This is a genomic window from Roseovarius mucosus DSM 17069 (assembly GCF_000768555.3).
Taxonomy (GTDB): Bacteria; Pseudomonadota; Alphaproteobacteria; order Rhodobacterales; family Rhodobacteraceae; genus Roseovarius; species Roseovarius mucosus.
Genome location: NZ_KN293979.1, coordinates 350,210 through 363,717, shown reverse-complemented (window position 1 = coordinate 363,717; position 13,508 = coordinate 350,210). Strand labels below are relative to the sequence as shown.

Genomic DNA, 13,508 nt, shown 5'->3' with positions numbered 1-13,508 from the left:
CGGCCCCCGAGCCGGGGCCTCTGCGCGGCCTCGACGAGGTCCCGGGTCAAGCCCGGGACGGGTGTGTGCCCGATGGGGCGCAACACGCCCTGAATTCAGCGGGATGTTGAGAAACGGTTAACGCCACGGGCGCGATCCGCACGGCATTTTCGGTGCGCTTCCCAAGGGGCGGGATACGAAAAAGCCCCCCACGACGAAAGTGGGGGGCTTTGACGGAAATCGGAAGGTCGATCACATCCGCGAAGCAACGTTTTCCCAGTTGACCAGATTGTCGAGGAAGTTGGCCAGGTATGCCGGACGCTTGTTGCGGAAGTCGATGTAGTAGGAATGTTCCCACACGTCGCACCCGAGCAAGGCGGTTTGACCGAAGCAGAGCGGGTTCACGCCATTCTCGGTCTTGGTCACCTTGAGGCTGCCATCGGCATCCTTGACGAGCCAACACCACCCCGAGCCGAACTGACCGGCACCGGCGGCGGAAAACGCCTCTTTGAATTTGTCGACCGAGCCGAAGCTCTCGGTCAGCGCCTTTTCCAACTCGCCGGGCATTCCGGTCTTGGTCGGGCTCATCATTTCCCAGAACTGGTTGTGGTTCCAGAGCTGGCTGATGTTGTTGAAGATGCCCGACTGCGCCACGGCGGATTTGTCATAGGTGCCGGTGATGATCTCTTCCAGCGACTTGCCGTCCCATTCGGTGCCAGCAATCAGCTTGTTGCCATTGTCGACATAGGCCTTGTGGTGCAGGTCGTGGTGATATTCGAGTGTCTCGGCGGACATGCCATGAGCGGCAAGTGCGTCATGCGCATAGGGAAGATCGGGAAGTTCAAAAGCCATTTGGGCCCCCTGTTTGTTGAGGTTCTGGTTCCGATGCCTCTACATGGTGGGGCGACCCGGCAAAGGTCAACCCCGAATGTCGGAGTTTTTCAGTCAGGAAGCGGAGGTCAGGCGTAAAGCCCGACCTCGCCGCCCGGCTGAGCAGAGACCTTGAGAAGCTCGAAGGCGTAATCCGCAACCGAGCGGAAGCAGATGAGGTGGAAATTGCCGGCCTCGTCGAGCCAGAAGGCGGCGGGCACCTGCGCCATGCGGGTGCGGCGGAACATGCCGGGGGTAAAGCCCTCGGGCGAGAGATCGACCGGGCAGACCTTGGCCAGCACCTCGCGCGCGCCATAGCCCGAGATGCGCAGAAAGGTGCGCGCGTCCGAGACATTGACTGCGAGGAAATGCTGGCCCTTGAGGGCCGCCTCGATCCCGGCAAGCCGCTCGCCCACTTCGGCGTAGGGGCACAGAAGCAGGAGTTCGTCGGGCGACATCCAGAGGGCGGCGGTGCCCTTGCCCATCAGCGCCTGACGCTGGGCGGGCACATCGAGGCCGGTGGCGGATTTGACCGCCGCCTTGATCCCGGCGCTGGCCAGATCGCCGCGCAGGGTGATCATGCCGGTCAGGCCCTGATCGGCGATGGTGGCGAGGCCCTGATAATTGGCCCCGTTGAGGGCGGTCACGGCGTTAGACATTCTGTTTCTCCCCGTCCTTGTCGAAGAAAACCGGATCGACGATCTTGGCCTTGATGATGCCGCCGTCGACCTTTGGGAAATCGAGCACATCGCCCATGCGGTCGGGGCCGTTATGGACCAGCCCCATGGCAATACCGCGCCCAAGCGTGGGCGAGTAATAGGTCGAAGTCACGCGACCTTGGGTCATGCGTTGGCCGTTGGCGTTGTGGCCGGACGCGGTGGCATAGGCCCCATCGGGCAGGACCGAACCATCGAGCGTTTCGAGGCCCACCAGTTTCCAGCGGTTCGGATCGGCCATGTGGCTGCGTTCCTGCGCGCGTTTGCCAAGATAGTCGTCTTTCTTCTTGGAAATCGCCCAGCCCATGTTGAGGTCCTGCGGGATCACCGTGCCGTCGGTTTCATCACCGATCATGATGAAGCCCTTTTCAGCACGCATGACGTGCAGGCCCTCGGTGCCATAGGGGGTGACGCCATGTTCTGCCCCCGCATCGAGAAGCGCATCCCAGAGGGCGCGGCCATAGCTGGCGGGCACGGCCAATTCGTAGCTGAGTTCCCCCGAGAAGGAGATGCGATAGGCGCGCACCGGCATCCCTGCGAGCGTGAGATCGGCCCACCCCATGAAGGGAAGTGCCTCGTTGCTGAGGTCATCGGTGGTCAGTTTCGCCAGCGTCTCGCGGGCCTTGGGGCCAACGACGGCGATTTGCGCATATTGCTCGGTGACATTGGCGGTATAGACTTTCCAGTCCCACCATTCGCATTGCAGCCAGTCTTCCATATGGCCGTGGATCGATTCCGCCCCGCCGGTGGTGGTGTGGCAGAGGAAGGTGTCCTCGTCGATGCGGGCAACGACGCCGTCATCCATGAGGAAGCCGTTTTCGTTGCACATCAGGCCATAGCGGCATTTGCCGGGTTTCAGGCTGCTCATCACGTTGGTGTAGAGCATGTCGAGGAATTTACCGGCATCCGGCCCTTTGACGATGATCTTGCCCAGGGTGGAGGCATCGAGCAGGCCAAGGCGCTGCCGCGTCTGGTTGATCTCGCGGTTCACGGCATCGCGGTGGGTTTCCTCGCCCTTGGGGAAGCAATAGGGGCGGCGCCACTGGCCCACGGGTTCGAAATGGGCGTTGTTGGCCTCGTGCCAGCCGTGGATCGGGGTCTTGCGGATCGGCTGGAACACGGCGTCGCGCGCCGCCCCTGCGATGGCCGAGAGGGAAATCGGCGTATAGGGCGGACGGAAGGTGGTGGTGCCGGTCTGCGGGATGGGCTGACCGAGCGCATCCGAGAGGATCGCCAAGCCGTTGATATTGCTGAGCTTGCCCTGATCGGTGGCCATGCCGAGCGTGGTGTAACGCTTGGCGTGCTCGACGCTCTCATAGCCTTCGCGCGCGGCGAGTTGCACGTCAGAGACCTTCACATCGTTCTGGTAATCGAGCCAGGATTTCATCCGCAGCTTGATATTGGCACCTTGCGGCATGAGCCAGACCGCTTCGAGCGCTGCTTCGTCGGTGGCACTGGCTGAGGGGGCCTTGGTGGATTTGGGGTCGTGGCCCATGGCCTTGGCCGCGGTTTTACCGGCAGCGTCGGCGTCGGTGAGCGCGGCCGCCAGATCAAGGTTGCCGTTGGCAGAGCCTGCGACCACAACGAAGGCCTCTCCTTTCGCACCGCGCGGGGGATTGGCGGGGTCGGGGCGGAAATGCGCTTGTGCGCTATCCCAGAGGAGTTTGCCGCCGCAATGGGACCAGAGATGGACCACGGGCGACCAGCCGCCAGACATGGCGACCGCGTCGCATTTGATCTCTTCCAGCACAGCACCTTCGCCCGCTTGGGCACAGATCGCCACGCCGGTCACGCGCTTGCCGCCTTTCACTTTGGCGATGCCCTTGCCGTTTTCGACCCGGATGCCCAAGCTGCGGGCCTCTGCCGCCAGTGCGCCGCCGCCCGATTGGCGGGCGTCGAGGATGGCGGGGATTTCGAGGCCCAATTTCTTGAGCGTGATCGCGGTGCGGTAGGCATCGTCGTTATTGGTGACAACGACGGTACGGTCGCCGATGGAAACGCCGTAATTCACCGCATAGTCGCGGATGGCCGAGGCCAGCATCACGCCGGGGATGTCATTGCCTGCAAAGCTGAGCGGGCGCTCGATCGCGCCGGTGGCGGTGATGATCTGGCCTGCGCGGATGCGCCAGAGGCGGTGACGGGGGTTATCTGTGCTGGGCGCATGGTCATTCACGCGCTCGTAGCCCAGGAGATAGCCGTGGTCATAGACCCCTGCCCCCATGCAGCGCAGGCGCAGGGTGACATTGGGCATGTCGCGCAGTTTGGCGATGGTGGCGGTGATCCAGTCCTCGGCCGATTGGCCGTCAATCTCGCCGCCATCCACGGGCGCGCGGCCGCCCCAATGGGCGGTTTGTTCCATCAGGAGCACCTTGGCGCCCGCCTCTGCCGCCGCGAGGGCGGATTGCAGGCCCGCCACGCCGCCGCCGATCACGGCCACGTCGCAGAAGAAGTAGAAATGCTCATACCGGTCGGGGTCGCCGGGGTTGGTCGCCTTGCCCAAGCCCGCCGACTGGCGGATGAAGGGTTCGTAGACATGCTTCCAGAAGGGGCGCGGATGGATGAACATCTTGTAGTAGAAGCCCGCGGGCAGGAAGCGCGCGAGATGGGTGTTGATCGCGCCGATGTCATAATCAAGGCTGGGCCAGTGGTTCTGGCTGCTGCAGGTCAGCCCGTCGAAGAGCTCGGTCGTGGTCACGCGCTGGTTGGGTTCCATGCGCGCGCCCTCGCCCAGATGGACGAGCGCGTTGGGCTCTTCGGCCCCGCTTGCCACGATGCCGCGCGGGCGGTGGTATTTGAACGACCGCCCGACCAGCATCTGATCATTGGCCAGAAGGGCCGAGGCAAGCGTATCACCGGCATGGCCCTTGAGGCGCTTGCCGTTGAAGGTGAAGTGAAGGGCGCGGCCCTTGTCGAGGAGGCGGCCACCCTTGGCCAGACGCGTGCTCATGTCTTAAACCCTCGTGCCCGGTGCGGGCGTGGTGTTGTGTGTATTTTCGGAACGGTGACGGCTCATGCGAATTCGCGCCATGTCCAGCCGGGGCGTTTGGCGGTGATCGCATCGCGGATATGCTGCGGCGGCTCGTGGGTCTGGGCGGGATAGCTGCCATAGACCTCGAGCGTTACGGTATCGCGGGCCATGATGAACCACTTGCCGCAGCCGTTGTTATGCCGCCAGCGTTCGAAATGCGCGCCCTTGGGGTTTTCCTTGGCGAACATATAGGTGTGGAAATCATCATCCGTCGAGCCGGGGCCGAAGCGCTTGAGATGCGCCTCGCCGCCTTGGTGAAATTCGGTCTCTTCGCCCGTAACGCCGCAGCAGGGGCAGGTGAGGATCAGCATGGGTCAAGTCCTCCTTAGTGGGCAACGCCAGCGGCGACGGATTCGTCAATGAACCGGCCCTGGTAGAAGCGGTCGAGGCCGAATTCGTCGCAGAGCGGCGAGTGGCCCTTGGCCATGAGTTCGGCAAAGCCCCAGCCGGAGCCGGGAATGGCCTTGAACCCGCCGGTGCCCCAGCCGCAGTTGATGAAGATGCCATCGACGGGGGTTTTCGACAGGATTGGCGAGCGGTCGCCGGTCACGTCCACGATGCCGCCCCATTGGCGCAGCATCTTGAGCCGGGCGACCATCGGGAAGGTCTCGATCAGCGCCCTGACCGTTTCCTCGATATGGTGGAACGAGCCGCGCTGCGTGTAGTTGTTATAGCCGTCGGTGCCGCCGCCGATGACCATCTCCCCCTTGTCGGATTGCGACATATAGCCGTGCACGGTGTTGGCCATGACGACGCAATCCATGCAGGGTTTGATCGGTTCCGACACCAGCGCCTGAAGCGCCACGGATTCGATGGGCAGGCGGAAGCCGGCCATATCGGCGAGATGGCCGGAGTGACCCGCGACGACGATGCCGAGTTTGTCGCAGCCGATGTCGCCGCGATTGGTGGTGACGCCGGTGACGCGGCCATTCTCGCGGGAAATCCCGGTGACTTCGCATTTTTGCAGGATGTGCATGCCCATGGCGGAACAGGCGCGGGCATAGCCCCATGCCACCGCATCGTGGCGTGCCGTGCCGCCGCGCGCCTGATAGAGACCGCCCAAAACGGGGTAACGCGGGCCGTCGAGATTGATGATCGGCACGATTTCCTTGACGCGGGCGGGCGAGATGAACTCGGTCGAGACGCCCTGAAGGGCGTTGGCGTGCGCCGTGCGCTGATAGCCGCGCACTTCGTGTTCGGTCTGGGCCAGCATGATCAGGCCACGGGGGCTGAACATGATGTTGTAATTGAAGTCCTGCGAGAGGGTCTCATAGAGGCTGCGCGATTTTTCATAGATCGCGGCGGAGGGGTCCTGCAGGTAGTTCGAGCGGATGATGGTGGTGTTGCGGCCCGTGTTGCCGCCGCCCAACCAGCCCTTTTCCAGCACCGCGACATTTGTGATGCCGAAATTCTTGCCAAGGTAATAGGCGGTGGCGAGGCCATGACCGCCCGCGCCCACGATGATGACATCGTATTTCTTCTTCGGCTCGGGCGAGGCCCATGCCCGCTCCCATCCCATGTGGTAGCGGAGCGCCTCTCGGGCGACGGCAAAGGCGGAATAGTGTTTCATGCGCGCTCTCTGGAGTTGGCTGGATTCGCTGTGGTCTGCGACTGGGACCGTAATGCGTCAGACGCGCGGGGGAAAGGATACTCCGGGCGGCGGAAACGGTATCAATAGCGACATTGCGACATCGGGGCGCGGGCGGGACGCGGGGATGTGACCGCTTGGCCCTTTTTTCCGGGCGCGCGGGCGGTTACATGGGGTCAACACAGAAGGAAAAGACATGGGTTTCTGGATCATCGTTGCGGCTTTGGCGATCGGCGTGGGGGCTGTTCTGGCGCTTGTGCTGATGCGCGGACGGGTGGGCGACGCGCCGCCTGCCGCCTATGACTTGCAGGTTTACCGCGACCAGTTGAAGGAAATCGACCGCGACACCGCGCGCGGCGTCATCGCGCCCGAGGATGCCGAGCGGCTGCGTGCCGAGATCTCGCGCAAGGTGCTGGCGGCGGATGCGCAATTGCGTCAGGGCGGCGAGAGCGGCGGGCAGCCGCGCGGCGCGGGTCTGGTGATGGCCGGGGTGATTGTCGCGGTGATCGCGGGCGGTGGGGTACTGATCTATGACCGCGTCGGCGCGCCGGGCTATCAGGATTTGCCGATGGCAGCGCGGATTGCGGCGTCAGAGGCGGCGCGGGCGGCGCGGCTGGATCAGGCGGCAGCGGAAGATCGGTTCGGCCCCGGCGAGACCGGCGTGCCCGAGGGCACGAGCGAGGAGTATCTCAAGCTGATCGAGCAATTGCGCAAGACGGTGGCCGAGCGGCCCGAGGATCAGCAAGGCTTGCGGTTTCTGGTGCGCAGCGAGGCAGCACTTGGCAATCTGGCGGCCGCGCGCAAGGCGCAACAGCAGTTGATCGCGGTCAAGGGTGCGGAGACCACGGCGGCGGATCATGCCCTGTTGGCGGATCTGATGATCAACGCGAGCGGCGGTTACGTATCGTCCGAGGCAGAGGCGGCGTTGCGCGCAGCGCTGGAGCGCGATGCGCGCGAGCCGTCGTCACGGTTCTACCTCGGGCTTTACATGATGCAGGTGGACCGGCCCGATGCCGCATTTCGGCTGTGGGAGGCGCTGCTCAATGAGAGCACGCCGGAGGCGCCCTGGGTGCCCACCATCCGGGCGCAGATCGAGGATTTGGCGGCGCGCGCCGGGGTGCGCTATACCCTGCCGCCCGAAGCGGGTGCGCGCGGGCCGTCGGCGGCGGATATAGCGGCGGCAGAGGATATGGACCCGGAAGCGCAGCAAGAGATGATCCGGGGCATGGTGGCAGGGCTGGCCGAGCGGCTGGCCACGCAAGGCGGCACCGAGCAGGATTGGGCGCGGCTGATCAATGCCTATGGCGTACTGGGCGAAAAGGACGAGGCGCAAGAGATCTGGGTCGAAGCGCAGGTGGTCTTTGCCGCAGAGCCGGAGCGGCTGGAGGTGGTGCGGGCGGCGGCGGCACGTGCGGGCGTCGCGGAATGATCTTTGAGGACATCGCAGCCTTTGCCGGTGCCCTGCCCCATGGCCGGGCCATCATGGGGCTTGATCTGGGAACCAAGACGATTGGTGTGGCGCTGTCGGACCGGCTCTGGTCTGTGGCGAGCCCGCATGAGACCGTGAAGCGGGTGAAATTCACCGAGGATGCCGCCCGTCTGATGGCGATTGCGGCGGGGCGCGAGGTGGGCGGGATCATCCTTGGCCTGCCGCGCAATATGGATGGGAGCGAGGGGCCGCGCGCGCAATCCACCCGTGCCTTTGCCCGCAATCTGGCGCGACTGACCGAGTTGCCCATTGGGTATTGGGACGAGCGGCTGTCGACGGTGGCGGCAGAAAGGGCGCTGCTTGAGGCGGATGCGACCCGAAAGCGTCGCATGCAGGTGATCGACAACATCGCCGCGGCCTATATCCTGCAAGGGGTGCTGGACCGGATGGGGCATATGAGGGCAGAGCATGACAGATGAAAGCCCATGGGCGCGCGACGAGGTCGAGAGCCCTTGTGTGAAAATCTGTGTGGTGCATCCGCAGGCGCGGATCTGCACCGGCTGTTTGCGCTCGATTGACGAGATCACCCGCTGGACCAAGATGGCCCCCGATGAGCGGCGGACGATCATGGAGGCGCTGCCGGACCGCGCATCCCTGCTGCGCAAGCGCCGGGGCGGACGGGCGGCGCGGGTGGGGCAGAGCTAAGCCGCGCCAGCCATGTCACCCGCGCAGAGCGGGTTTGCATACTGTGGTATGGAAAAATGCTGCGTCGCAACATATTTATGTTGCAGATGCGGCATTCTCAGGAGAGCACAGTCATGGCCTATTCGTCCCACAGCAATGTTCCGGCACCGGGGTTCGGGGCCTTGGTAAACTTCGCACTTGCGCCCCTGCGCCTGATCGACGGTTTCTTCAAGTCGGTCGTTGCGGCCAACCGTTTTGCCCATGAGGTTGAAACGCTGTCGATGGCAAGCGATGCGCGGTTGGCCAAGATGGGCCTCAAGCGCGACACGCTGGTCGCTGACCTGGCTGCGCGGTCGGACCTGTTCGGCACCGCCTGAGATCAGCCTCACAGTCAAAAACGAAAACGCCCCGGAGCTTCTCCGGGGCGTTTCGCGTTCTGGCCGAGGCTGGTTGCTTAAAGCACGTTACGCCCTATCGAAACCACACCCGTCCCGGACTTGATCCGGGACCTCGACGGGTCAGCGTAACGGCCCCGGCTCTGGAGCCGGGGCGGTGTGAACCTGAACAGACGAAACGTGTTTAGTGCGTCCAGACCTGGCGACGGTTGGTGGCGAAGTTGTCGCCATAGCCGCCGGGGCGAATGTTGGGCTTGCGAGAGTGCGCTTCCTGCACGACGGCGTCGATGCCGTTGTCCTTGGCATATTGCAGCGCGGCCTCCTTGGTCTCGAACCGCAGGCGCACTTGTGCCTGCGTGTCGGCGTTGGAGGTCCAGCCCATCAGCGGATCCACCTCGCGCGCGGTTTCAGACACGAATTCCAGAACCCAATGCCGGGTCTTGGCGGTGCCGGATTGCATGGCGTTGCGGGCCGGTTTGTAGATGCGCGCGGGCATAAGGCTCTCCGTGATGTCTTGGTCGTCTGCTTATCCCAAATCGGGCGCAGCGCGGCAAGAGGCGAATGGGCGCATGTGACCCGGTCAGAGCGGGGCGCGGAAGATGACGAAGGCGCCCGCCGCGATCAGGGAAAAGCCGAGCGCGTGGTTCCAGGTTAGCGGCTCCTTGAGCCAAAGCACGGAAAAGCCTGCAAAGACCACCAGCGTTATCACCTCTTGCATGGTTTTGAGTTCGGCGGCGGAATAGACGCGGTGCCCAAGCCGGTTGGCGGGCACCGCGAGCATGTATTCAACAAGGGCGATGCCCCAACTGACCAGAATCACCAACCAGAGCGCGGCATGGGGAAACCTGAGGTGCCCATACCACGCAAAGGTCATGAAGATATTGGACAGGCTCAGAAGCACGACCGGAGCGAGCCACAGCCAGAGGCCGTGCATGATGGTCAGTCGTCCAAGCTGTCGTCGTCAGTGCCGCGCACGCCCAGGAGCTGATCCATCTTGACCGAGGGTTGATCGCAACCTGCCTCGCCCACGATTCTAGCGGGCACGCCAGCCACGGTCTTGCAGGGCGGCACCTCTTGCAGCACGACAGAGCCAGCGGCAATGCGGGAGCAATTGCCGACACGGATATTGCCCAGCACCTTGGCCCCGGCCCCGATCAGCACGCCATTGCCGATCTTGGGGTGGCGGTCCTCTTCTTCCTTGCCGGTGCCACCCAAAGTGACGGAATGCAGCATCGACACATTGTCGCCGACCACCGCCGTCTCGCCGATCACTATGGAATGGGCGTGGTCGATCATGATGCCCTTGCCGATGCGGGCGGCGGGGTGGATATCGACGCCGAACACTTCGGAGGCGCGCATCTGGAAGAAGCGCGCGAGATCACGGCGGCCCGTGGTCCAGAGCCAATGGGCGATGCGATAGGCCTGAATCGCCTGAAACCCCTTGAAGAAGAGGAGCGGCAGGAGGAACCGGTCGCAGGCCGGATCACGGTCGTTGACGGCAACGATATCTGCGCGGGCGGCCAGACCGATTTCGGGATCGGAGGCGAGCGCCTTGTCGCAGATTTCGCGCAGGATCTGTTCGGGCATCTCATTGGACGTGAGTTTGAGCGAGATGCGATAGGCGAGCGCCGATTCGAAGGTTTCGTGGTGCAGCACGCTGGAATGGACGAGCCCGCCCAAGAGCGGCTCGTCGGCGATGGCGGCCTTGGCCTCTTGGGCGATCTGCGCCCAGACCGGATCGAGTTCGGCCAGCTTTCGTCTTGTATGTGCCATGGGCTATGCTCCTCTGGGTCGTGGGAAGTATAGCAGATAGGCAGTGCGGGTAAAATGCAAAGGAGTGAGGGGAGATATCACCAAAATGAATGAGACGCAGCCTTTGGCCGGAGGTGTCCGGGTTCTGGTCTTGGGGGCCACGGGAACGATCGGCCGGGCGACGGTGGCCGCCCTCTGCGCGCGGGGGCATGAGGTGGTGTGTTACCTGCGACCGGAGGCGGAGGCGGCGGGATTGCCCGAGGGGGTCACACTGCGGCGGGGGGAGATGGCGCAGTTTGCGCCAGAGGCGCTACGGGGCGAGCGGTTCGACGCGCTGCTGTCTTGCATGGCGTCGCGCAGCGGCTTGCCCGCCGATGCCTGGGCTGTGGATCACGACGCGCATCTCTTGGCGCTGGAGGCGGCGCAGGCGGCGGGGGTGGGGCATATGGTGCTTTTGTCCGCGATATGCGTGCAAAAACCGATGCTGGCGTTTCAGGCGGCCAAGCTGGCCTTTGAGGCGCGATTGATCGCCTCTGGCCTGCGCTATTCGATCGTCCGGCCCACGGCCTATTTCAAATCCCTGTCAGGGCAGATTGCGCGGGTGCAGGCAGGCAAGCCCTTTCTGGTGTTCGGGGATGGGCGGCTAACGGCATGCAAGCCGATCAGTGACCGGGATCTGGGGGCCTATCTGGCGGGGTGTCTGGAGGCGCCGGACCGCTGGAACTGGGTCTTGCCGATTGGCGGGCCCGGCCCTGCGATCACGCCGCGCGATCAGGCGGAGTGGCTGTTCAAGCGGTTGGGGAAGCCGGTGAGCCTGCGGCAGGTACCGGTGGGAATGATGGATGCGATCATCGGTGGGCTGTCCTTGGGCGGGCGCATTCTGCCGGGATTGCGGGCCAAGGCGGAGCTGGCACGGATCGGGCGCTATTACGCGACCGAGTCGATGCTGGTCTGGGATGCGGCGGCGGGGGCCTATGATGCCGAGGCCACGCCCGAAACCGGGCAGGACCGGCTATTTGATTACTATGAAGAGGTAATCACGGGGAAGGCGCGGGTGGACCTAGGGGCGCATGCGGTGTTTTAGGGCGCTGCGCTCTGTCGAAATCGCACCCGTCCCGGGCTTGTCCCGGGACCGCGCCGAGGCAGCGTGGAGGCCCCGGCTCGGGGGCCGGGGCGATGTGAACCCGATCAGACGCCACCTGCTTTAGGGCGGTGTTATATTTCGTAGAAAGAAGGTTGTGAGCCATGCGATCCGCCGCGCGGTCGTTGGGCCGGGGACTAGCGAAGCAACGTCAGTGACTGCCACTTTATGCCAGCCAAATCCGTATGACCCATCGGCGATGCGCGCCCTCTCAAAATCGCTAGGCCGCCAGACGGCCCAGCGATCCGCGCGGCACCTTCGGTGCTATTCGCGCGGGGGATTGGGGCCAATCTTGGCGCAACCTGATCCCCCGCATACCCCGGAGCATCCTGTCTCTACGCGCCCTCATCCGCAGGGCTTGCGTTGAGCAGGCCATAGCGCTCGGCACCGAGTTGATCGTAAAGTTCGATCTGAGTTTCGAGATAGTCGATATGCCCCTCTTCATCGGCGATCAGCTCTTCAAAGAGGTTCTTGCTGACGAAATCCGCCACGCTCTCGCAATGGGCGCGCGCCTCGATATAGAGCGTGCGGGCGTCGTGTTCGGCGGCGAGATCGGAGTCGAGCGTTTCGCGCAGGTTTTGCCCGATACGCAGCGAATCGAGTTTTTGCAGGTTGGGATGCCCGCCCAGAAAGATGATCCGTTCGATCAGCTTGTCGGCGTGCTGCATCTCTTCGATGCTTTCGGCGCGGGATTTGGCGGCGATGCGGCCATAGCCCCAATCCTCTTGCAGCCGGTAGTGAAGCCAGTACTGGCTGACCGCCGTCAGTTCACTCCGCAGAGCCTGATTGAGATAGTCGATGACCTTGGTGTCGCCCTTCATGTGGTTCTCCCTGTGTGGATGCGCGACGGAGGCCGCGCAGGTGCATGGGTATGCTATAGCTATGCGCCTGACGCATGGTTTCAATGAACAGCGGCAAACATCCGCCGCAATCGGCGCGCTTGCCCAGCGCGCGATAGACCTTGCCGGGGGTGATCAGCGTCTCGGGATCAGCCGCGCGCATCCAGTCCATCGCGCGGCGGATGTCGGCATCGGAAATGGCCATGCAGTGACAGATCATCATCGGGGAGGTCCCTTTTGCGGCTAGTGCCGGGTTGCGCTGGCGGGGTCGGGAATGCGGGGCGCGGCGCGCGCGGCGCGGTGCAGGCAGAGGCCAAGGCGCGCCGCCGCATCGGTGAGCGGCAGGATGGCGCGGGCCTGCACCAGAAGGCTGGCCAGAAGGAGCGCATCCTCGCGCTCGCCCAGCGCCGCCTCTTCGACGAAGCGGGCAAAGGCAGCCTCATCGAGCCCAACGCAAGAGCACTGCGGCGCGTGGCAGCGCAGGGGGCGGCGGATATGCGGGCCCAGCACCTCGGTCAGATCCTGCAGCGCCTCAAAGGCGGCAAGCGCCATCGGTTCGGCCATGCGATCACAGAGAAGAGCATGGGCGCGCAGCGCGCCGCCCGCGTTCCACGCGCGCAGGGCCGCCACGGTCAGACGGTTCAGCCCGTCCATTTGATTCATCTGATCTACCGGCATCTGTCCGGTCCAGTCGCGCGCGTGTTTCATTTGGTCAGGATCAGCTTGCCCGCGCGGGTGATGCGCAGGGTGTAGATTTGCCCATCCAGAACGATGAGCGCGGTATTGGCCCCGTTGGTCAGGGCACGGGCATCGTGACAGGCGGCTTCGGCCACCAGAGCGGGGTCGGATTTGGTCTGGGCGCGGATCATGCGGATACCCCCGCGGGCGTGGAATGACACTGTGCCATGATGGTTCGGTCCTCTGTTACAGGTTGGGCCGGGCTGACCGCAGGACCGGGCTGGCTTGGCTCCTCTTTTCTGACTTAATTTATCAGGTATGTCAATTCTGATTTTTTTAGTTGGCTATTAAGCTGTACTGCGCGGGGCTTTGCCTGCCGGCGCTTGGGCTGAAAGATCAAAAGCATAGC

The 13,508-nt window shown here is 63.9% G+C and carries 17 protein-coding genes; 5 read left to right on the top strand and 12 right to left on the bottom strand.

The features are described from left to right. Positions 1-231: 231 nt before the first annotated feature. The 5 genes from ROSMUC_RS10845 to ROSMUC_RS10825 all read right to left on the bottom strand — a co-directional run bounded on the left by ROSMUC_RS10845 (position 232) and on the right by ROSMUC_RS10825 (position 6,163). Positions 232-831, bottom strand: coding sequence for a superoxide dismutase (locus ROSMUC_RS10845; RefSeq protein WP_037272852.1), 600 nt, complete (start codon positions 829-831; stop codon positions 232-234). 107 nt (positions 832-938) lie between these two features. Beyond that, positions 939-1,508 (bottom strand): sarcosine oxidase subunit gamma, encoded by a 570-nt coding sequence (locus ROSMUC_RS10840; protein ID WP_037272851.1) that lies wholly within the window; start codon positions 1,506-1,508, stop codon positions 939-941. Further along, positions 1,501-4,512: a sarcosine oxidase subunit alpha family protein gene (locus ROSMUC_RS10835; protein ID WP_037272850.1), complete on the bottom strand. Its 3,012-nt coding sequence runs from the start codon at positions 4,510-4,512 to the stop codon at positions 1,501-1,503. Before ROSMUC_RS10835 ends, ROSMUC_RS10840 begins: the two co-directional genes overlap by 8 nt. A 62-nt stretch (positions 4,513-4,574) precedes the next feature. After that, entirely contained in the window at positions 4,575-4,904 is a 330-nt protein-coding gene (locus tag ROSMUC_RS10830; protein ID WP_037272848.1) for a sarcosine oxidase subunit delta, read from the bottom strand. Positions 4,905-4,918: 14 nt separating this feature from the next. Next, positions 4,919-6,163: a sarcosine oxidase subunit beta family protein gene (locus ROSMUC_RS10825; RefSeq protein ID WP_037272846.1), complete on the bottom strand. Its 1,245-nt coding sequence runs from the start codon at positions 6,161-6,163 to the stop codon at positions 4,919-4,921. Between the two features lie 214 nt (positions 6,164-6,377). Between ROSMUC_RS10825 and ccmI the strand changes: the two genes are divergently transcribed. From ccmI to ROSMUC_RS10805, 4 genes are all read left to right on the top strand, one after another. Next, positions 6,378-7,610 carry a c-type cytochrome biogenesis protein CcmI gene (gene ccmI, locus ROSMUC_RS10820; protein WP_037272844.1) on the top strand — a complete coding sequence of 411 codons (1,233 nt, stop codon included), beginning with the start codon at positions 6,378-6,380 and terminating at the stop codon, positions 7,608-7,610. Continuing rightward, on the top strand, positions 7,607-8,089 hold the full coding sequence (ruvX, locus tag ROSMUC_RS10815) for a Holliday junction resolvase RuvX (RefSeq protein WP_037272842.1): 483 nt from the start codon (positions 7,607-7,609) through the stop codon (positions 8,087-8,089). Before ccmI ends, ruvX begins: the two co-directional genes overlap by 4 nt. After that, positions 8,079-8,315, top strand: a complete 237-nt coding sequence (locus tag ROSMUC_RS10810) for a DUF1289 domain-containing protein (protein ID WP_037272840.1) — start codon at positions 8,079-8,081, stop codon at positions 8,313-8,315. The genes ruvX and ROSMUC_RS10810 overlap by 11 nt, the downstream gene beginning before the upstream one ends. 113 nt (positions 8,316-8,428) lie before the next feature. After that, entirely contained in the window at positions 8,429-8,671 is a 243-nt protein-coding gene (locus ROSMUC_RS10805; RefSeq protein ID WP_245875157.1) for a hypothetical protein, read from the top strand. A gap of 202 nt (positions 8,672-8,873) precedes the next feature. Here ROSMUC_RS10805 and ROSMUC_RS10800 read toward each other — a convergent pair whose 3' ends face one another. The 3 genes from ROSMUC_RS10800 to cysE form a co-directional block, all read right to left on the bottom strand. After that, the gene (locus ROSMUC_RS10800) at positions 8,874-9,185 is read right to left on the bottom strand and encodes an ETC complex I subunit (protein WP_037272839.1); all 312 of its coding nucleotides are present in this window, start codon (positions 9,183-9,185) and stop codon (positions 8,874-8,876) included. An 84-nt stretch (positions 9,186-9,269) separates the two neighbouring features. Beyond that, positions 9,270-9,623: a DMT family protein gene (locus tag ROSMUC_RS10795; RefSeq protein ID WP_037272838.1), complete on the bottom strand. Its 354-nt coding sequence runs from the start codon at positions 9,621-9,623 to the stop codon at positions 9,270-9,272. A 5-nt stretch (positions 9,624-9,628) separates the two neighbouring features. Then, positions 9,629-10,462, bottom strand: coding sequence for a serine O-acetyltransferase (gene cysE, locus ROSMUC_RS10790; protein WP_037272837.1), 834 nt, complete (start codon positions 10,460-10,462; stop codon positions 9,629-9,631). A gap of 85 nt (positions 10,463-10,547) precedes the next feature. On the opposite strand from cysE, the gene ROSMUC_RS10785 reads away from it, so the two are divergent. Beyond that, positions 10,548-11,525: an NAD(P)H-binding protein gene (locus ROSMUC_RS10785; protein WP_037272836.1), complete on the top strand. Its 978-nt coding sequence runs from the start codon at positions 10,548-10,550 to the stop codon at positions 11,523-11,525. A gap of 392 nt (positions 11,526-11,917) precedes the next feature. On the opposite strand, the gene bfr is transcribed toward ROSMUC_RS10785, so the two are convergent. The 4 genes from bfr to hemP are packed head-to-tail and all read right to left on the bottom strand — an operon-like array spanning position 11,918 to position 13,290. Continuing rightward, entirely contained in the window at positions 11,918-12,403 is a 486-nt protein-coding gene (bfr, locus tag ROSMUC_RS10780) for a bacterioferritin (RefSeq protein WP_037272834.1), read from the bottom strand. Beyond that, entirely contained in the window at positions 12,351-12,644 is a 294-nt protein-coding gene (locus ROSMUC_RS10775) for a (2Fe-2S)-binding protein (protein WP_075571728.1), read from the bottom strand. Before ROSMUC_RS10775 ends, bfr begins: the two co-directional genes overlap by 53 nt. Before the next feature lie 20 nt (positions 12,645-12,664). Next, entirely contained in the window at positions 12,665-13,129 is a 465-nt protein-coding gene (locus ROSMUC_RS10770) for a hypothetical protein (protein ID WP_037272828.1), read from the bottom strand. Beyond that, entirely contained in the window at positions 13,126-13,290 is a 165-nt protein-coding gene (hemP, locus tag ROSMUC_RS10765) for a hemin uptake protein HemP (protein WP_075571727.1), read from the bottom strand. Before hemP ends, ROSMUC_RS10770 begins: the two co-directional genes overlap by 4 nt. Positions 13,291-13,508 lie beyond the last annotated feature (218 nt).